This is a genomic window from [Rhizobium] kunmingense (genome assembly GCF_977018605.1).
Map to the genome: position 1 here is coordinate 189276 of NZ_CDRNXG010000001.1, position 19405 is coordinate 208680.

Genomic DNA, 19405 nt, shown 5'->3' on the forward strand with positions numbered 1-19405 from the left:
TGCCAATCAGGATGGCTGGACGCGCTTGTTCTATGTTGCAACTCACGCCCGTGTCGTCAGCGCGCTGGTCATGCGCGAAATGTCGACGCGTTTCGGCGCAAAGCCGGGCGGATATCTCTGGGCCTTCCTCGATCCGATCAGTCATGTCGCCTTCCTGTCGGTGATCTTCATGGCGATCGCCCATATTCCGCCGCTCGGCACCAGCTTTCCCTTGTTCTTCGCCACCGGCTATGTCGGCTTCCAGTTCTACCAGGGGATGGCCGGCTATCTGAACTCCTCCGTCAGCGGCAACAAGGCGCTTTTGAGCTATCCGAGCGTGGCGCCGATCGACACGGTGAGCGCGCGCTATCTCCTGCAGCTGGTCACGACGTCGATCGTCGCCATCGTCATCCTCGGCTACCTGATCGCCACGACACGGCATCCGGTATCGCTCGACATGCTGGCGATCCTCGAGGCCGTATTCGCGGCCAGCCTGATCGCACTCGGGATAGGCATGGCCAATGTCGTGCTGTTCATCATGTATCCGCTCTACGAAAAGCTCTACGGCATCGTGACGCGGCCGCTGTTCCTGATTTCCGGCGTGTTCTTCATTCCGGACGCGCTACCGCCGATTGCACGCGACCTTGTGCTTTTTAACCCTTTGGCGCATATCGTCATGCTATTCAGGACCGGATTTTATCCGCAATACCGGGCAACGGGCTATGACGGGTTTTATGTGTGGTGTTTTGCGGCAACCGCCATGTTTGTCGGCTTCACGCTGTTCACCACATGCAGGGCGAGGTTGAGAGACCGATGATCAGACTGGAACGGGCGTTCAAGGAAGTGCGCATGAAGGGCGTGCGCAAGACCATCATCGACGATGTGACGGTCACCTTTCCGCGCGGCAAGAGCGTCGGGCTTCTGGGCCGCAACGGCGCCGGCAAATCCACTCTGCTGCAGATCATCGCCGGCACGCTCAACCTCGATCGCGGCCGGATCATCCGCAAGGGCAAGATCTCTTGGCCGCTCGGCTTCCAGGGCAGCTTCCAGGGCAATCTTTCGGGTGAGCAGAACGTCCGCTTCGTCGCCCGCGTCTATGGTGTCAATACCGACGAACTGGTCGCCTATGTGGCGGAATTCGCCGAACTCGGGCAGTTCTTCAACGCGCCGGTGCGGACCTATTCGTCCGGCATGAAGGCACGTCTGGCCTTCGGCGTCAGCATGGGCATCAATTTCGACTACTATCTCGTCGACGAAATCACCGCCGTCGGCGATACCAATTTCAAGCGGAAATCGCAGCAGGTCTTCAAGGAGAAGCTGGGCAATTCCGACGTGATCATGGTATCGCACAGCACCGGCACGTTGCGAGACTACTGCCAGACGGGCATCGTGCTGGAAAACGGCCAAATGACCTATTATGATGACATCACCGAAGCCATCGCGGTGCATGAAAGCAATATGAAGAGGCACTGACAGTGAACCAACCGGCCATGAACCCAGTGTCGAACAATGCCGCCGCCCAGCCGAATGCCGACGGCACGACGGCAGCACCGAGCCGTAACCTGCGCCTTTTGCAATCGCTGCTGGAAAATCGCGGCCCGGTTCCGGCCAAGCCGGTCGAAACCGGCACGCCGGGCGTCGCCACGCCGCCTGCCACCAGGGAAGCGGACAAACGCGGCCTGCTGGCGAAGCTGAAGGGTCGCCACATGGCGATTGCCGCCGGCTTCGTCGCGCTCGTCGCGGTACCGGGCACGATCAGCACCGGCTACATGGCCTTCATCGCCGCCGACCAGTATCACAGCTTCGCCTCGTTTTCGGTGCGCAGCATCGAATCGGCGCCGTCGAGCGACCTGCTCGGCATGTTCAGCCAGGCATCCGCCGGCAGCACGGTGTCGGATTCCTACGTTCTGCTCGACTTCATCCTCAGCGAGCGCATGGTGCAGCTCGTCGACGAAGCCTTCGGCATCGACACGATCTTCGCCCGCCAGGGCGCCGACTTCTTCTACGGGATCAGCCCGGAGATGGCGATCGAGGATCGTCTCGCCTATTGGAAGAACATGGTGACGGTCAATTTCGACCATACGTCCGGCATCATGGATATCGAGGTAAAGGCGTTCAGCCCGGAGATGTCGCAGAAGGTCGGTGATTTCGTCATCACCCAGAGCGAGCGGCTGATCAACGAACTGTCGCTGACGGCCCGCAACGAGGTGCTGCGCTCGGCGCAGGACGAGGTGCAGACGGCGGAAGACCGCCTGACGCAGACGCGCGCCTCCTTGAGAAGCTACCGTGACGCCTCGCAGGAAGCCGATCCGGTGGAAGGCGCCAAGATGGCGGCGCAGCTCGTCGGCAATCTCGAGGAACAACTCGTCAAGCTGAAGACCGAGCTTGCCACGGCGCTGACGCAGATGGGCAGCGATACGCCGCGCGTGCGCGTCATGCGCTCGCAGATCAGCAGCCTGGAAAACCAGATCACCGAGGAGCGTCAGCGCTTCGGCAGCGGCGTCGCCGCCGGCAAGGGCGGACGTGCTTCGGGCACGACCGATGTGGCAAGCCGCATCGCGCTCTACGAGGCGATCCAGACACAGAACGAATTTGCCGAGCGCGCCTATACCGCCTCGCTCGCCTCGCTCGAAAAGGCGCGCGTCGATGCGAGCGCCAAGCAGCGTTACCTCGCCGTCTTCATCAAGCCGACGCTGTCGCAGCTGGCGCAGTATCCGCACCGCATTCTCAACCCGATCCTGGTGACGCTTGCCGGACTTCTTCTCTGGGGCGTGGCCGTGATGGTCTTCTACAACATCCGCGACCGGCACTGACGCGGGCGGCCGGCCGCGCCTGACGCGTGACCGGCGCTTGCGCGCCTTGCCGTCTGCCTGACGAGATCCGTGCCTTGAACCACCTGTCGACCCATTTGCGCATCGTCACCGCCTTCGTGATCCGCGAGATCGCAACGCGTTACGGGCGAAGCCCCGGCGGATACGTGTGGGCGCTTCTGGAGCCTGTCGCCTTCATCGGCATCATGTCGGTGATGCTCGGTTCGATCGGCAGACTTCCGGCGCTCGGCGACAGTTTCATGCTGTTTTACGCGACCGGCTATCTCGCCTTCAATCTCTACAAGGGCATGGAAAGCTATCTCGCTTCGGCGATCAGCGCCAACAAGAGCCTGATGAGCTATCCGAAGGTCTCGCCCTTCGACGCAGTCGTTGCCCGCATCGTGTTGCAGGGCATGACATCCTGCGTGGTGACCGCAGTGATCATCTATGCGGCGCTGTGGACCACCAACAATCCGGTCAACATCAAGTGGCTCTATATCGTCGAGGCGATCGTGTTTGCCTGGACGCTGGCGCTCGGCGTGGCGCTTGCCAATATCGTGCTGTTCTTCAAGTTTCCGCTCTACCAGAAGATCTTCGACATCATGATGCGGCCGCTCTTCCTGCTATCCGGCGTCTTCTACGTGCCGTCCCAGATGCCGCATCCGTTCGCCGACATCCTTCTCGCCAACCCGGTGACGCAGATCATCGTGCTGTTCCGCGAGGGGTTTTATACGATGCATGGCGATACCGGGCTGGACATGACCTATCTGGCGGAAGTGTCGCTGTCGCTGCTTTTCGTCGGGATGGTGCTGTTCACTTTCTTTCCGGTGGCGCGCGCGCGGGAGTGAGGCGGTGGGAGCCCGGACAGGACAACGGATCAAGACAAAACAGACGGTGGCTGGGGCGCCAGGATTCGAACCTGGGAATGCCGGTACCAAAAACCGGTGCCTTACCGCTTGGCGACGCCCCAACACGCGCGACCGGCAAATCAGCGAAATGCCGCGCGACAGGCGCTTCCTCTAGCAAAGCTTTTTGAGAGCCTCAACGGATAAGTTTAGCCTCAGCCGTTTTTCCCGCGCCGAAAACCATGCTTGTCGACTATGAATGTGCGCTTTGCGGATGCTAAGGCAGGGGAAGGCGGCAACCGCACAAGGATTGCAGGCATAGAATGGCAGAGGATATCAGCTTCGACATGGAATTTTCGCCGAACCACGGCATCGCCGTTCCGGTCGCCGAAGGTGTGTTGCGGCTGACGGTGAACAACCCCTCGCCTTTCACCTTTCATGGCACGAACAGCTATATCGTCGGCCAGTCGACGCTTGCCGTCATCGATCCGGGACCGGACGACGATGCGCATTTCGATGCCCTGATGCGGGCAATCGACGGGCGGCCGGTCAGCCATATCTTCGTCAGCCATACGCATCGCGATCATTCGCCGCTTGCCGCGCGGCTGAAGGCGGCAACAGGCGCGCTGACGGTTGCGGAGGGGCCGCATCGCGCCGCTCGGCCGCTGCATGAAGGCGAGATCAATCCGTTTGCCGAAAGCGCCGACAGCACGTTCGTGCCCGATATCGCGATTGCCGACGGCGCGACGATCAATGGTGACGGCTTGGCGATCACGGCGATCCATACGCCGGGACATACGGCCAATCACTGCGCCTTTGCGCTTAAAGGCACCGGCATCCTGTTTTCCGCCGATCACGTGATGGCATGGGCAACGACGATCGTTGCACCGCCGGACGGATCGATGGCGGATTTCATGGCGTCGATCGAAAAGCTGCTCGCCCGGACCGGCGACCGGATCTATCTGCCCGGCCATGGCGGGCCGGTGACGGAACCGGCCTCGTTTCTGCGGGGCTTACGCACCCACAGGCGGATGCGTGAACGGGCGGTGATGGAGCGGATCAAGGCCGGTGACCGGCTGATCGCCGACATGGTGAAGGCGATCTATGTGAAGACGGACCCGCGCCTGCACGGGGCGGCAGCGCTTTCGGTGCTGGCACATCTGGAAGACCTGATCGACAAGGGCCGGGTCGTGACCGACGGTGCGCCGTCGCTGACCGGCAGCTACCAACCCGCAACCTGACCTGCATCAGCCGCCGGCGAGGCCCAGCAGTTCCGTATCCAGCCTGTCGAGAAAATCCTCGGCGATCGCGGCGCCGAGGCCAAGGTCATGCGGGCCGTAGCGGGAGACGACGCGGATATCGACCGAGGTCGTCTCGGCATCCTCGCGCATGCGGATGACGACATCGAAACGCAGGCCGACGATCAGCGTGCGGGTGTCGCCCTGCAGGATGACATCGCCGACATCACCGACGACCGGATCGAGCGACGGTTCGGGGCGCGGCTGCGGGATCGGGGCGATATCCGGTACCGGTGCCTGATCGTCGCGGGCGGGGCCTCGGTCGGCGATGTCGGGCGCGGCGCGGGCAAGCCCCTGGTTGCGGCGCAGCGAGATGCGGGCCGAGACGGCCGCCTTGCGCACGCCTTCATAGACACGGTCGAGCGCACCTTCATAACGGCGCCCGGTGAGGCCGGGATAGGCGGCGAACTGCGCCCTGCGTTCGCCGAGCGCGGGTGCGGCCGGGCGCGGCAGCCATTGCTGCGGCGCGTTCGGCTCGCTGATGAAGGCCGGCGGGTCGGCAAGATCGGTCTTCACGTCATAGATTGCCGGTGCGGTGTAATATTGCGTGGCGCCATAGGCGACGAAGCCAAGCGGCAGGGCGGCGTAGATCAGGCCCTTGGTCGCCGCGACACCGCCCTCTGCCCCCACCTGCCACAGCCTTGCGAGGCCGAAGAGCGACAGCGGCAACGAGGCGGCGGCAATGGCGGCTGCGAGAAAGAGCAGGGCGATAAAATCCGGCGTCTTCAACGGGCCGAAGCGATGGGCCAGCATGACGATGGCAAAGAGAACCAGCGCCGACAGCGCCAGCCGGCGGCCGAGATAGGCGGAATGGGATACGGGCCTGACGAAACGGACGGTCATGGACGCAAACGCTTTTCCCTCTTGTGCTTGTTGAGCCTGTTTACGGCAGATGCGGGCCGATGGGAATCGCAAAGCGCAGTGCGGACGCCCTCGATATCACTTGTAAGGTTTGATCGGCTTCGGCGGATTTTTCGCCGATCCATACAAGATTTTGGCGGCGGCATGCCCTACATAAAAGCTGCGGAACAATCGACATTTTCCGCCTCATCATTCTGCCGGCCCTATAAGGCCCCCATGGAGCATGACATGCGTGTTCACCGCCTTCTCGTCCCGTCCGCCCTGCTGCTTGCGCTCGCCTCCTGCCAGACCGTGACGCCGGAGGAGCGGCGAGCGGCCGACACGCGCACCTGCGCGAGCTACGGTTTCCGCGCGAACACGGATGGAATGGCGCGCTGCCTGCTCGACATCGAACTCGACCGCCGCGCCCAGACGCGCTCGCTGATGAACCGTAACGATTCGATGTTCTGGAACCCGCCGGTAATCGTGGAACGCCGCGTCATCGTGCGGCGGGATTGAAGGACGCAGCGCGGTTCGCAAAAGCTCCGGTTTGTGGATCACTCACGCGATGAAGTCCTCGATCAGCCCCATGTCCATCCATGACGCAACCCGGCCTTCCAGCAGGGCGGTGGAAGACGATGTTCGCGCGTGGCAGGACGGGAAGCTCAAGGAGAGGCATAAAATCGCCAATGACGGCCGGTTTGCTTCGCCCGATTCGGTAAAGGCCGTAATGGCCAAATTCGTTCCGAATGGATGAGATCGTCAGGCTTGGCGAAGCACTGCGCAATCTCCACCGGCTGAAGTAAGACCACAGGCCGCTCACACCTTCTGAGTCTCTCCCCGCCGCTTGGCAATCGCCGCCTGGGCCGCTGCCAGCCTTGCCACCGGCACGCGAAAGGGCGAGCAGGAGACATAGTCGAGGTCGGCGTTTTCGCAGAAATGGATCGAGGCCGGGTCGCCGCCATGTTCGCCGCAGATGCCGAGTTTCAGGTCCGGCTTGGTACGCCGGCCACGCTCGGCGGCGATCTGGATCAGTTCGCCGACACCATCGAAATCGAGCGAGACGAACGGGTCGTGCTCGATGATGCCCTTGCGCTGGTAGGTGGGGATGAAGGTTGCGGCGTCGTCTCGCGACATGCCGAACGTCGTCTGGGTCAGGTCGTTGGTGCCGAAGGAGAAGAATTCTGCGGTCTCGGCGATCACATGGGCGCGGATGGCGGCGCGCGGCAGCTCGATCATCGTGCCGGCGAGATAGCCGATCTTCATCGTCGTCTCGGCAAAGACTTCCGCCGCCACCGCATCGATGACGCCCTTGACGTAATCGAGTTCGGCGCGGAGGCCGACGAGCGGCACGAGGATTTCCAGCTCCACCGGCTCGCCCGTTTCGCGGGCCGCCTCGGTTGCCGCCTCGAAGATGGCGCGGGCCTGCATCTCGGCGATCTCGGGATAGGAGATCGCCAGGCGGCAGCCGCGGTGGCCGAGCATCGGGTTGAACTCGTGGAGCGCGTCGATGCGGCGGGCGAGGAAGGCCGGCGACATGTTCATGGCGCGCGCCACGTCGGCGATTTCGCCTTCCGTCTTCGGCAGGAATTCGTGCAGCGGCGGATCGAGCAGGCGGATCGTCACCGGCAGGCCGTGCATGATGGAAAACAGTTCGGTGAAGTCGGAGCGCTGCATCGGCAGAAGCTTGGCCAGCGCCACTCGTCGGGCCTTCTCGTCTTCGGCGAGGATCATCTCGCGCATGATGTGGATGCGCTCGCCTTCGAAGAACATGTGCTCGGTGCGGCACAGGCCGATGCCTTCGGCGCCGAAGGAACGGGCCGAGCGGGCATCCTGCGGCGTGTCGGCATTGGTGCGCACCGACATGCGGCGCGCCTTGTCGGCCCAGGTCATCAGCTTGCCGAAATCGCCCGACAGTTCCGGCTGCTGCATGGCGACCGCGCCCTTCAGAACCTGGCCGGACGAGCCGTCGATGGTGATGATCTCACCTTTCCTGAGCGCCACGCCGCCGACGCCGATCAGCATTTCGTTGCGCAGGTCGACGCGCATCGAGCCTGCGCCGACGACGCAAGGGATGCCCATGCCGCGGGCGACGACCGCCGCGTGGCTGGTCATGCCGCCTCTCGTCGTCAGGATCGCTTCGGCGGCATGCATGCCGTGGATGTCTTCCGGGCTCGTCTCGACACGCACGAGGATGACGCGGCGACCGCCGGCCTCCGCCTCGACCGCCTGTTCGGCGGTAAAGACGATCTCGCCGGTCGCCGCCCCCGGAGAGGCCGGCAGGCCGGAACCCAGGACATGGCGCTCGACGCGCGGATCGATGGTCGGGTGAAGCAGCTGATCGAGCGATTGCGGGTCGATGCGACAGACGGCTTCCTCTTCGCCGATGACGCCTTCGTCAACCAGATCGACGGCGATCTTCATCGCCGCGCGGGTGGTGCGCTTGCCGGAACGGGTCTGCAGCATCCACAACTTGCCGCGTTCGACGGTGAACTCGACATCCTGCAGATCGCGGTAATGATCTTCCAGCCTTTCGCAGATCGCCCGGAACTCGCCAAATGCCTCCGGCATCAGCTTTTCCATCGAGGGCTTGTCGGAACCGGAGGCGAGCCGGCCTTCCTCGGTGATCGATTGCGGCGTGCGGATGCCGGCGACGACATCTTCCCCCTGCGCATTGACGAGGAATTCGCCGTAGAGCGCCTTTTCCCCCGTCGAGGGATTGCGGGTGAAGGCGACGCCGGTGGCCGAGGTCGAGCCGAGATTGCCGAAGACCATGGCCTGGACATTGACCGCCGTGCCCCAGCTGTCGGGGATGCGGTGCAGGTTGCGGTAGGTTGCGGCGCGGGCGTTGTTCCAGCTGGAAAAGACGGCGGCGATCGCCTTCCAGAGCTGCACATGCGGCTCCTGCGGAAAGCTTTCGTCGAGTTCTTCCTCGATCAGACGCTTGTAGAGCGAAACGACATGCTGCCATTCGACGGCGGACAGATCGGTATCGTATTGGTGGCCGAGCCTGCCCTTCTCGTCTTCCAGAAGCTCCTCGAAGACCTCATGGTCGAGGCCCATGACGATATCGGCATACATCTGGATGAAGCGGCGATAGCTATCCCAGGCGAAGCGGGCGTCGCCGGCGTCATGGCCGAGCGCCTGCACCGTCTCGTCGTTCAGGCCGAGATTGAGGATCGTGTCCATCATGCCGGGCATGGAGGCGCGCGAGCCGGAGCGGACGGAGAGGAGCAATGGCCGTTCACTGCCGCCGAAACTGCGGCCGGTTGCCGCCTCGATGGCGGCAAGGCCTGAAAGCACATCGTCCTTCAGCTCGTCACAGAGCGTACGGTCGTTGCGGAAGAATTCGTGACAGACGTCGCAGGTGATCGTCAGGCCCGGCGGCACGGGCAGGCCGAGGTTTGCCATCTCGGCCAGATGTGCGCCCTTGCCACCCAGAAGCGCGACATCCGCCGCACCACCATCCGCCTTGCCGTTTCCGAACCGATAGACCCGTTTATGCATGCCTGCCTCCGGCGCCCATTTTGTCCGAATCCGCAGCTTTTGCAACCGCTTGGGAAATCATGGCCGCAGCAGTATGCTGCGCTGCAGCAATGCGCAACCGGCACGTTGGCGCATCGTCGGCACACATGAGCAACCCGGAACCTTGGGGATGGATGGAGGAGAGAATAAGACTTTGCGGGGCCGGATCACAACGGCCCCGCAAAGTCTTCCGCGTGGGACAGGAAACCCACGCGGGGGGTCAATTTTCGCCGTTCAGGCCGCCTCGCAAATGCGAGCCCCCAGCCCCCGACGATACTCAGTTTTCATGTAGCTTCATACCACACGGGATGCATCACCTATATGGGTGAATCAACGTAGGTTTGATGACGCTAATCGATTAGCTATCCTGCAAAGGTTGCAAAATCGGCTCCCATTTTTGGGTCTATTCGAAATTTTCAACCAAACTGGCTTCAACGGCTGAAATTTATGCCAATCCTAAAGGCCGCGATCAGCTCGCCTCGCGCAGCAGTTCGGCCGTCTGGAGGTCGACGGAGACGAGCTGCGATACCCCTTGCTCGGCCATCGTCACGCCAAAGAGCCGGCTCATGCGCGCCATGGTGATGGGGTTGTGGGTGATGATGATGAAGCGCGTCTCGGTGGAGGCGGCCATCTCGTCCATCAGGTTGCAGTAGCGCTCGACATTGTGGTCGTCGAGCGGCGCATCGACCTCGTCGAGCACGCAGATCGGCGCCGGATTGGTGAGGAACACGGCAAAGATCAGCGCCATTGCCGTCAGCGCCTGCTCGCCGCCGGACAGGAGCGTCATCGTCTGCGGCTTCTTGCCCGGCGGGCGGGCGAGGATTTCAAGGCCGGCTTCCAGCGGATCTTCGGATTCGATCAGCTGCAGCTCAGCCGTGCCGCCGCCGAAGAGGTGGGTGAAGAGGCGCTGGAACTGGGTGTTGACGACATCGAAGGCGGCGATCAGGCGCTCGCGACCTTCCTTGTTGAGGCTCTGGATGGCGCCGCGCAGCTTGCGGATCGCATCGACGATGTCATCGCGCTCACGGATGAGGGTCGAAAGCTTTTCGGACAGTTCCTGCTGTTCCTCGTCGGCGCGCAGGTTGACGGCACCAAGCCGCTCGCGCTCCATCTTCAGCCGATCGACCTCGCGCTCGATGGCACGGATATCCGGCACCGGCTGGCCGGGTTGAAGGCCCGTCAGGCGCAGGACTTCCGGCGGCGTGACATTCAGCGCCTCGCGGATGCGCTGCTCGCTCTCATGGCGCTTTTCGGCGGCGGAGACGAGACGTTCCTCGGCGCGGCCGCGCTTTTCACGCACATCCGCCAATTCGGACAGTGCCGTTGCGGCGCGCTGGTCGGCTTCGCGCTGGCGGGTTTCGGCAATCACCAGTTCGTCGGAGGCAAGCTTTCTCGCGTCTTCGGCCTTCTGCAGTTCCGACAGCAGGCGGCGGCGGCGATCATCGACCTCTTCGGGGGCGGCTTCAAGCTCGACGATCTCGTCGCGCGCCTCTTCCTCGCGCTCGCGCAGGCTTTCGATATGGCTTGCGGCGCTATCGGCACGGGCCTTCCACGCGGCGCGTTCCTGGGCGATCGCCGCAATACGGCGGCGGCGAGCTTCGAGTTCTCGGCTCAGGCCCTCGAAACGGGCGCGGGCCTCGGCCAGCTGGCCGCGATCGGTGGCGACCTTTGCCTGCTGGTCGCGCAGGCGGTTGTCGAGATCCGTCAGGTCCGGGGCGTTTTCGAGTTCGATACGGGCGTTTTCGCCCTGCACCTCGATCTCCTCGATCTGGGTGTCGATCTGGCTCAGCGCTTCGGAAACGACATCGCGGCGACGCATCAGATCGCCCGACGCGCGTTCGGCGGCGGCCAGCGCCTCGCGGGCTTCGGTCACCTGGCGCGTGACGAGGCGGACGCGGTCGCGGGCATCGGCAAGCGTGCGTTCGCTTCCGGCGATTTCGGCCACCGCATCGGCCAGCAGGCTTTCGCATTCGGCCAGCACGTCGCGGGCGTCATCGATCTCGGCCTGCAATTCGGACAGGCGGTTCTTCTGGGCAAGCCGAAGGGCTGCGGCACCCGGCGCTTCGGAACCGGTGACGTGGCCATCCCAGCGATAGACGGCGCCATCCCTGGTCACCAGACGCTGGCCGGGCTTGAGCTCAACCATCAGCGCCTGCGCCCTCCCGGCGTCCACGATACCGATCTGGGCGAGACGACGTGCGAGTTCCGGCGGGGCGGTGACGCGGGCCGACAATGGCTCGACGCCATCGGGCAGGCACGCATCGGCGGAAAGATCGCCGTTGAGCGACCAGTATTTCGGCGCATCGGCATCGACCGGGCTTTCGAGATCATCGCCGAGAGCGGCGCCGAAGGCCGCCTCAAAGCCACGCTCGACATGCACGAGTTCGGCGACCGGCACATGGTCTCCGGCGGCGGCACCGGCGGCAAGCATTTTCGAGATGGTGCGGGCCTCGGTTTCCAACCCGTTCAGCGCCGTCTTCGCATCCTCGACCGGGCGGCGGGCGGTAAGTTCCGCTGCACGGGTGGCGGCAAGCGCCGATTCCGCATCCTCGGCGGCCATATTGGCATCTTCCAGCCCGATCTCGGCGGCTTCGACGAGCTCGGCCTTTTCGGCCGGATCGTCCAGTGAGGACAGGCGCTCGGAAACGGCGTCGAGTTCGGAGGCCGCATCCTGCCGTTGGCGGTCGAGGCGCTGGCGACGCTCGGCCAGATCACGGATCAGGCGGTCCAGCTGATTGCGGCCGGCGGCGGCCTCGGCGCGTTCGCCGGTCAGCACGGCCAGCTGCTGCTCGCTTTCGGCAAGCGCTGCACCGGCGGCCTCGAACGCATCCTGCAGGTCGGCGCTTTCGGCACCGCTATCGGCGAGCATGTCGTTGAGGTCTGCCTCTTCCTCATCCAGCTTGGCGAGGAAAGCGGTGTTGTCGGCTGCGAGCTGTTCCTCGCGGCGAATGTCCTCGGCCAACTGGGCCAGGCGGCGGGTCAGCTCGTCGCGACGCTTCAACAGGCGGCCGGCCTCTTCCTCCAGCTGGCTGCGGGCGATCTGCAGGCGTTGCAGGGCGGCACCGGCCTTGGCCTCCTCCTCGCGCAGTTCCGGCAGCTTGAGGCTGGCGACGGCTTGCGCCTTGGCGGCCTCCATCTGCGCCTGCGCCTTTTCGGCGACGACATTGGTGACCTGGTTGAGCGCCGTATTGGCTTCCAGCTCGGCCTGCTCGGCCTCGACCCAGCGGATATGCAGGAGCATCGCCTCGCGGGCGCGGATATCGGCCGACAGCGACTTGAAGCGGTTGGCCTGGCGGGCCTGGCGCTTCAGGCTCTCGATCTGGCTTTCCAGCTGGACGACGACATCCTCCAGTCGTTCCAGATTGGTTTCGGCGGCGCGCAGGCGAAGCTCCGCCTCGTGGCGGCGCGAATGCAGGCCGGAAATGCCGGCGGCCTCTTCCAGCAGCTGGCGGCGGGCCTGCGGCTTGGCGTTGATCAGCTCGCCGATACGCCCCTGCCCCACCATGGAGGGCGAGCGGGCGCCGGTCGAGGCGTCCGCGAAGAGAAGCTGCACATCCTTGGCACGGCTTTCCTTGCCGTTGATACGGTACACCGAGCCGTTCTCGCGCTCGATGCGACGGGTGACCTGGATCTCGTCGGCATCGTTGAAGGCGGCAGGCGCCGTGTGATCGGAATTATCGAGATAGAGGCCGACTTCGGCCGTGTTGCGCGCCGGGCGGTTGCCGGAGCCGGAGAAGATGACGTCGTCCATGCCGGACGCGCGCATGTTCTTGTAGGAATTCTCGCCCATCACCCAGCGCAGCGCTTCGACAAGGTTGGACTTGCCGCAGCCGTTGGGCCCGACCACACCGGTCAGGCCGCGCTCGATGAAGAATTCGGTCGGTTCGACGAAGGACTTGAAACCGACGAGGCGCAGCTTGTTGAACTTCATGCTGCGCCCCTCACGCTCTTGAAAAAGAGCGCGCTATCAGATGCTGTCGATAAGCGCCGACATGGATTCAACCGACATGTCCCCAGAATACTTCTTCCCGTTGATCAGGAAGGTCGGGGTGGAGTTGACGCCGAATTCGTCCGCGCCGCGCTTCACCACGTTGTTGATTTCATCGAGAAGCGTCTGGTTCGTCAAGCTGGCTTCGAAAGTCTGCTGTGAGTAACCGGCGACGCGAACCGACTGCAGGAGCGCTGCACGAACGTCACGGTCGGCCGGGGCTGCCCAGGCGCGCTGCTGCTTGAACAGCATCGAGACCATGGCGAAATACTGTTCCGGGGTCGAATGTTCCGACGGGTTCTGCGGGTTGGAACGCGCCAGCATGAAGGCGGCGGTGGCAACCGGATCGAACGGGAATTCGCGGATGATGAACTGCACGCGGCCGCTATCGACGTATTTTTCCTTGATCGGATCGAAGGTGCGGGTGTGGAAGGCGGCGCAATGCGGGCAGGTCATCGACATGTATTCGATGATCTTGACCGGGGCATCGTCATTGCCGAGCTTCATTTCCGGCAGCGGGCCGGGCGTCAAGGCAGCAGCCATGTCGACATCGCCCTGGGATTCCGGCAGTTCCTGCGCGAAAGCCTCGGTGATGCCGAGGGGCAACGTCAGCGCAAGTGCGGTGACGGCTGCACCGCCCAGAAGGGCGCGGCGGGTCGTGGTGATATCGTTCAGAAGCATGAGACACCCATGTGCGAAGAAAAGTGATGAGGTTGAAACTTCCGTATCCCGGTGTCTCGCCCCCGACAAGCTGCGGTTAGGCCAGTTACTTCAAAGAATTGTGACAAAATGGGGGTGGACGGGAAAGCGGGAGAGCCGCGAATTCTCCCCTCACTTGCGATTTTTAACACTTAGCCTACGGCTAAGATGTTGAAATCGCTTTCTCTCCCACAAAGGGGAGAGATACAGTGCCGCACCCGCAACGCTTTATCTCTCCCCTTTGTGGGAGAGGATACAAAATCAAGATCTTAGCAAAGCTAAGTCTTAGATTTTGCTGGTGAGGGGATCGCATCTGCCTCCACTCCTCCAGCTTGCCTCGCCCCTACCCTTTCCGCTTCTGCTGCAGCACCGCCGTGCCGAGTTTCTCGACGGCCTTGCGCAGCGTCTCGCTTTCGATGCCTTCCATCATTTCGCTCAGACGTCGCGCCGGTTCGCCCTTCAGCGGGCGCGGCGTGCGGGAATGCTTGACCTGCGGCGAGACGGGTTTCTGGACGATGCGGATCTGGCGGACCGCCGGGAAGCCGAAGAAGGCGTTGATGCGGCCGATCAGTTCGCCCTGGGCATGGGTGAGGAACAGCGCCCGCGCGCCTTCGCAGGCAATGGTCAGCACGCCCGGCGTATAGCCATCCTCGCGGTAGCCGTCATTGCGGGCCCAGGTGATCTTTTCCGGTCTCGTGCAATCGGCAAAATCCTCGCCGGCGATTTCGTCCCACGAGCCCAGAAGTGCTGTCGATATGCCGGCGCGCTTGGCCAGAACCGGATCGATGATGCCATTGGCGATCTCGGCGATCTGGTTGGCGCCCTTGCGGAAGAAGGGCGTCTTTCTTTTGGGTGGATTCATGACTGGATAACCGATGCCTTACGACCTGGCCGTCCTTGATGCCGGCGCATTCATCTTCCAAGTATAGGCAATCACTCCCTTAACGGCAAACGATGCTCGATACGTTATCCCCGACACACGCCCCGGCGCTGACCCACGCGCAAAAACTGCTGGCCTGGTACGATCGCCACCACCGCGAACTGCCCTGGCGCGTCAGCCCTTCGGCGGCGAGGGCCGGCAAGCGCGCCGATCCCTACCATGTATGGCTGTCGGAAGTGATGCTGCAGCAGACGACGGTGACAGCCGTCAAACCCTATTTCGCAAAGTTTCTCGACCGCTGGCCGAAGGTGACGGATCTGGCCGCCGCGCCTTCCGAAGAGGTGATGGCGGCATGGGCGGGGCTCGGTTACTACGCCCGTGCCCGCAACCTGAAGAAATGCGCCGAGGCGGTTTCAGCCGAGCATGACGGCATCTTTCCCGATACCGAGGACGGCTTGCGGGCCCTGCCCGGCATCGGCGACTATACGTCGGCGGCAGTGGCGGCGATCGCCTTCAACCGGCCGTCGGCGGTGATGGACGGCAATGTCGAACGCGTCATTTCGCGGCTGTTTGCCATCGACGCTCCGCTGCCCGGCTCGAAGCCGGAAATGAAGGCGAAGGTGCGGGCGCTGACGCCCACCGACCGGCCCGGCGATTTCGCCCAGGCGATGATGGATCTGGGCGCGACGATCTGCACGCCGAAACGGCCGGCCTGCGCGCTCTGTCCGTTCAACGGCGACTGTCTGGCGCTCGCCCATCACGACCCGGAGACATTTCCGGTGAAGGCCAAGAAGAAGGAAAAGCCGGTACGCGTCGGTGCCGGTTTCGTCGCGGTGACCGACGAGGGCAAGGTGCTGTTGCGGCGGCGGGTGGAGACGGGACTTCTCGGCGGCATGACGGAAGTGCCGACGACCGCATGGACGGCGCGGATCGATGGCGGCACCGGCGCAGAGCACGCGCCGTTTGCGGCCGAATGGCAGGCTTGCGGCGTCATCACCCATGTCTTTACCCATTTCGAACTGCGCCTGACCGTCTATCGAACGCTGGTTTCGTCCCGTACCGCGCCTCAAGGCTGGTGGGTGCCGGTGGACGGGCTTTCCGAGGAAGCCTTGCCGACTGTCATGAAAAAGGTAATCAGTCAGGCTATTCCGACAGCCTTCGCAAAACACTGACCTCCTTAAAGACTGGGAAACGGCATGACAGACAAGATCGACCACATCGTCTTCGACATCGGCAAGGTCCTGATCCACTACGATCCCAACCTGCCGTTTTCGCGCATCATCCCGGATGCCGAAGAGCGCGCGTGGTTCTTCAAGAACGTCTGCACCCATGACTGGAACCTCGAACAGGATCGCGGCCGCACATGGGAGGAAGCCGAGGCACTGCTGATCGCCGCTCATCCCGACCGTGAAGAGCATATTCGCGCGTTCCGCCAGAACTGGCACGAAATGGTGCCGCATGCCTATGACGACAGTGTCGCGCTCATGCTCGGCCTGATCGACAAGGGGCACGACGTGACGATGCTGACCAATTTCGCCGCCGACACATTCGTCGAGGCGCGCAAGATGTATCCGTTCCTCAATGCCACGCGCGGCGTCACCGTGTCGGGCGAGATCGGGCTGATCAAGCCGGATGTGGCGATCTACGAGCGGCATGCGAAGGATTTCGGCCTCACACCGGAAAACGCGATCTTCATCGACGACACGATGGTGAATGTCGAGGGTGCCCGCGCCGCCGGCTGGAAAGCCGTGCAGTTTACCGATGCCGCGACATTGAAGCGCGATCTGGCGGCGCACGGGATTGCCGTCTGAGGCTGGGTTAATTCAGCGGTTGTCAGGCCTCTAACCTGAAGCCCCTCTGGCCTGCCGGCCATCTCCCCCACAAGGGGAGAAGACACGCGCAACCGCTCGACCCAAATGGGCCTCAGCGGAGCAACTGGGTTAAGCCCTCCCCCTTGTGGGGAGGGTTGGGAGGGGTTTGCCTTGCCGGCAATGGTCGCGCCCGTCAGCAGGCCATGAGAGCGCCTCTGACACGGCCGAGAATTTCCAGATCGACGAGCCTGTCCTCGCCTATCTTCTGCGGCGGATAGGCAGACGCATTGTCGGCCAGTAGCTGCAGCCCGCCGCCGACCAAACGCTGGACACGGCGGACGACCACCCTTCCCTCGCTTTTCACGGCGTAGATGCCGCCATCGGCCAGCGTGCGGTCCGTCGTATCGATCATCACCGGCGACTGGTCGACAATGGTCGGGGCCATGCTGTCGCCCTCGACGAGCATCGCCGTCATCGCATCGACATCGAGACCGCGTTTTTTCCAGTAGTCGCCGATCAGCCGCACGGTTCTCGTTGCCGGCGTGATCTCGTCATAGCCGTGGATATAGGGTTCTGCGGGGCTATCCATCAGGCCGGGCGGCATCGCGGCCATTGCAATCCGCGGCGCGGAGAGGTCGATGACGATGCTGTCATTGCGCAAGCGCCATTCGCCGCCGAGATAGCGCGCCGCAATGCCGGCCTTTTCCGCCATCACTTCCAGCGTGGCGAAGGTCGGATCCTTCTTGCCGTGGCGGTAATTGTCGAGCGTGTTGTCGGCCAAACCGGCCGCTTGCGCCGCCATCGATCGTCCGCCGAGCAACTCACACAGCACCAGCACCTTGAAGGCGGTGGCACGGCGCAGCGGATCAAGCGCCACCCAGCCGCGCGAAAACTTCGCCAGCCGCGCCTCTATCCTTGCCGCAACCTCACCCTCAAGTGGAATTTTCATCAATCAATAACTCTGAGTAGAAATCAGTTTACAGGTGAAAACTGTTTGACTAAGCTCATGCCATATTCACCGCCTGCCTGTGCCGCATCTCCAGATTAGCCCGCGAATTCGCAACCGCAAGTGGATTTCGCATGCGAGACCACGCTCATTTCAGCGAGCAGACCACGATGCCGTCGCCCAGCCCGGATCTGCAGGTTTCGGAACTTCCGGACGAAGAATTCTGCCGGATTTATCGGTTCGAGATGGAAGAGGGTTTGGCTAAGTCCGTGAGCGTATCGCGCGCCGGGCGGCAGCTTGCCGTTCGCATCACCTATATCGATGGCGCGGTGGTGGACGAGACGTCGGAGACATTCGAGGCGGATGGCGCGGTGCGGATCACGCTGACGGAGACCGGGCTTTATCTCGCCGGCCATCGCGCGCTGCTGGCCGGACGGGTGCGGCTCAAGCGGACGCGCTTCTTCTGAAAACGAATGACGCCCGGGGTCAGCCTCCCCGGGCGTCGATTATCCTCTTCCGGGACTAGAGGTACAAAAACCGGAAGAGGAACCTTTCGATCTGGCAATGCTATTTGGAGATGCTCGAGCGGTGGTTCAGTCGAGCTTGGCCAGATCGTTGCGAATGACGGTCCGCAGATCGTCGATGGGTTTCAGGACGCCCTCCACCTCGTAGTGCCAGAAGGTCCAGCCGTTGCAGGCATCGAACCCCTGCACCTTGGCGCCAAGGCGGTGGATGGAGCCGGCATCGCCACCGGCGGCCAGCGTGCCGTCGGCGCGGATGATGGCGCTGTGGCGGCGGCGGGCATCGGTCAGGACCTGGCCGGGCTTCAGCAGGCCGGCCTCGACCAGCACGTTGAAGGCCACGCGCGGCTCTGCCTTCTTGCCGGTCATCACCTTCAGTTCGGCCTTGCCGAGCGGTTCGACCGCCTCGATGCGGGCAGACGCCGCGTCGATGTAATCCTGCTCGCGCTCGATGCCGACGAAATTGCGTCCGAGGCGTTTTGCCACCGCACCCGTGGTGCCGGAGCCGAAGAACGGGTCGAGAATGATGTCGCCCGGCTTGGTGGAGGCCATGATGACACGGGCCAGCAGCGCTTCCGGCTTCTGGGTCGGGTGGACCTTCTTGCCGTCTTCGCCCTTCAGCCGCTCGCCGCCCGAGCAGATCGGGAACAGCCAGTCGGAGCGCATCTGCACGTCGTCGTTCGACGCCTTCAGCGCATCGTAGTTGAACGTATAGCTCTTGGCCTTGGCGTCGCGGCTCGCCCAGATCATCGTCTCATGGGCGTTCTGGAAACGGCGGCCCTTGAAGTTCGGCATCGGGTTGACCTTGCGCCAGACGATGTCGTTGAGCAGCCAGAAGTTCAGGTCCTGCATGATCGCGCCGACGCGGAAGATGTTGTGGTAGGAGCCGATGACCCAGATCGTGCCGTTCGGCTTCAGGACGCGGCGGCAGGCGAGCAGCCAGGCGCGGGTGAAGGCGTCATAGGCCTGGAAGGAGGCGAACTGGTCCCAGGCATCATCCACGGCATCGACGACCGAATGGTCCGGGCGATGCAGCGTGCCGCCGAGCTGGAGATTGTACGGCGGATCGGCGAAGATCGCGTCGACGGAATGATCCGGCAGAGCCTCGAGCGCTGCGACGCAATCACCCTTGATGATGGAGTTAACCCACGAACCCGGACGGACCTGATGCTTCAGATCGGCCAGCGGAAGAACTGCAGTCATTTCACACTCGCTACGCTGTACATAAAACGAATTTACTGACTGTTATGGTTACTCATTCTG

At 63.2% G+C, this 19405-nt stretch carries 17 protein-coding genes and 1 tRNA gene; 9 read left to right on the forward strand and 9 right to left on the reverse strand.

The features are described 5' to 3' along the window. Nucleotides 1–25 precede the first annotated feature (25 nt). The 4 genes from AC0JZ4_RS01055 to AC0JZ4_RS01070 all read left to right on the forward strand — a co-directional run bounded on the left by AC0JZ4_RS01055 (nt 26) and on the right by AC0JZ4_RS01070 (nt 3637). Nucleotides 26–796: an ABC transporter permease gene (locus AC0JZ4_RS01055; protein WP_471884619.1), complete on the forward strand. Its 771-nt coding sequence runs from the start codon at nt 26–28 to the stop codon at nt 794–796. Continuing rightward, nucleotides 793–1452, forward strand: coding sequence for an ABC transporter ATP-binding protein (locus tag AC0JZ4_RS01060; protein WP_471884620.1), 660 nt, complete (start codon nt 793–795; stop codon nt 1450–1452). The genes AC0JZ4_RS01055 and AC0JZ4_RS01060 overlap by 4 nt, the downstream gene beginning before the upstream one ends. Before the next feature lie 17 nt (nt 1453–1469). Continuing rightward, the gene (locus AC0JZ4_RS01065) at nt 1470–2792 is read left to right on the forward strand and encodes a KpsE/RkpR family capsule polysaccharide export protein (RefSeq protein WP_471884621.1); all 1323 of its coding nucleotides are present in this window, start codon (nt 1470–1472) and stop codon (nt 2790–2792) included. 74 nt (nt 2793–2866) lie between these two features. Continuing rightward, entirely contained in the window at nt 2867–3637 is a 771-nt protein-coding gene (locus AC0JZ4_RS01070) for an ABC transporter permease (RefSeq protein WP_471884622.1), read from the forward strand. A 47-nt stretch (nt 3638–3684) separates the two neighbouring features. Here AC0JZ4_RS01070 and AC0JZ4_RS01075 read toward each other — a convergent pair. Next, nucleotides 3685–3759 (reverse strand) — tRNA-Gln (locus tag AC0JZ4_RS01075). Nucleotides 3760–3957: 198 nt separating this feature from the next. Between AC0JZ4_RS01075 and AC0JZ4_RS01080 the strand changes: the two genes are divergently transcribed. Further along, nucleotides 3958–4875: an MBL fold metallo-hydrolase gene (locus AC0JZ4_RS01080; RefSeq protein ID WP_471884623.1), complete on the forward strand. Its 918-nt coding sequence runs from the start codon at nt 3958–3960 to the stop codon at nt 4873–4875. Between the two features lie 6 nt (nt 4876–4881). Here the strand turns inward: AC0JZ4_RS01080 and AC0JZ4_RS01085 are convergent, their stop codons facing one another. Then, complete coding sequence (locus AC0JZ4_RS01085; RefSeq protein ID WP_471884624.1) at nt 4882–5775, reverse strand: DUF1499 domain-containing protein; 894 nt, start codon at nt 5773–5775, stop codon at nt 4882–4884. Between the two features lie 246 nt (nt 5776–6021). On the opposite strand from AC0JZ4_RS01085, the gene AC0JZ4_RS01090 reads away from it, so the two are divergent. After that, a complete protein-coding gene (locus AC0JZ4_RS01090; protein ID WP_471884625.1) occupies nt 6022–6291 on the forward strand; it encodes a hypothetical protein in 270 nt (89 codons plus the stop codon). Nucleotides 6292–6333: 42 nt separating this feature from the next. Here AC0JZ4_RS01090 and AC0JZ4_RS01095 read toward each other — a convergent pair whose 3' ends face one another. From AC0JZ4_RS01095 to AC0JZ4_RS01115, 5 genes are all read right to left on the reverse strand, one after another. Next, a complete protein-coding gene (locus AC0JZ4_RS01095) occupies nt 6334–6510 on the reverse strand; it encodes a hypothetical protein (RefSeq protein WP_471884626.1) in 177 nt (58 codons plus the stop codon). 81 nt (nt 6511–6591) lie between these two features. Next, nucleotides 6592–9279, reverse strand: coding sequence for a pyruvate, phosphate dikinase (gene ppdK / locus AC0JZ4_RS01100; RefSeq protein WP_471884627.1), 2688 nt, complete (start codon nt 9277–9279; stop codon nt 6592–6594). 487 nt (nt 9280–9766) lie between these two features. Then, the gene (smc, locus tag AC0JZ4_RS01105) at nt 9767–13228 is read right to left on the reverse strand and encodes a chromosome segregation protein SMC (protein WP_471884628.1); all 3462 of its coding nucleotides are present in this window, start codon (nt 13226–13228) and stop codon (nt 9767–9769) included. A 36-nt stretch (nt 13229–13264) separates the two neighbouring features. Next, entirely contained in the window at nt 13265–13966 is a 702-nt protein-coding gene (locus AC0JZ4_RS01110) for a DsbA family protein (protein WP_471884629.1), read from the reverse strand. Nucleotides 13967–14327: 361 nt separating this feature from the next. Beyond that, entirely contained in the window at nt 14328–14846 is a 519-nt protein-coding gene (locus AC0JZ4_RS01115) for a DUF721 domain-containing protein (protein ID WP_471884630.1), read from the reverse strand. A 92-nt stretch (nt 14847–14938) separates the two neighbouring features. Between AC0JZ4_RS01115 and mutY the strand changes: the two genes are divergently transcribed. Together mutY and AC0JZ4_RS01125 are read left to right on the forward strand one after the other, a co-directional pair. Next, a complete protein-coding gene (gene mutY, locus AC0JZ4_RS01120; protein ID WP_471884631.1) occupies nt 14939–16036 on the forward strand; it encodes an A/G-specific adenine glycosylase in 1098 nt (365 codons plus the stop codon). 24 nt (nt 16037–16060) lie between these two features. Beyond that, nucleotides 16061–16675 carry an HAD family hydrolase gene (locus AC0JZ4_RS01125; protein WP_471884632.1) on the forward strand — a complete coding sequence of 205 codons (615 nt, stop codon included), beginning with the start codon at nt 16061–16063 and terminating at the stop codon, nt 16673–16675. 193 nt (nt 16676–16868) lie between these two features. Here AC0JZ4_RS01125 and AC0JZ4_RS01130 read toward each other — a convergent pair whose 3' ends face one another. Next, nucleotides 16869–17624, reverse strand: coding sequence for a S24 family peptidase (locus AC0JZ4_RS01130; RefSeq protein WP_471884633.1), 756 nt, complete (start codon nt 17622–17624; stop codon nt 16869–16871). Nucleotides 17625–17755: 131 nt separating this feature from the next. On the opposite strand from AC0JZ4_RS01130, the gene AC0JZ4_RS01135 reads away from it, so the two are divergent. Continuing rightward, the gene (locus AC0JZ4_RS01135) at nt 17756–18088 is read left to right on the forward strand and encodes a hypothetical protein (protein WP_471884634.1); all 333 of its coding nucleotides are present in this window, start codon (nt 17756–17758) and stop codon (nt 18086–18088) included. 126 nt (nt 18089–18214) lie between these two features. On the opposite strand, the gene AC0JZ4_RS01140 is transcribed toward AC0JZ4_RS01135, so the two are convergent. Beyond that, a complete protein-coding gene (locus tag AC0JZ4_RS01140) occupies nt 18215–19345 on the reverse strand; it encodes a DNA methyltransferase (RefSeq protein ID WP_471884635.1) in 1131 nt (376 codons plus the stop codon). Nucleotides 19346–19405 lie beyond the last annotated feature (60 nt).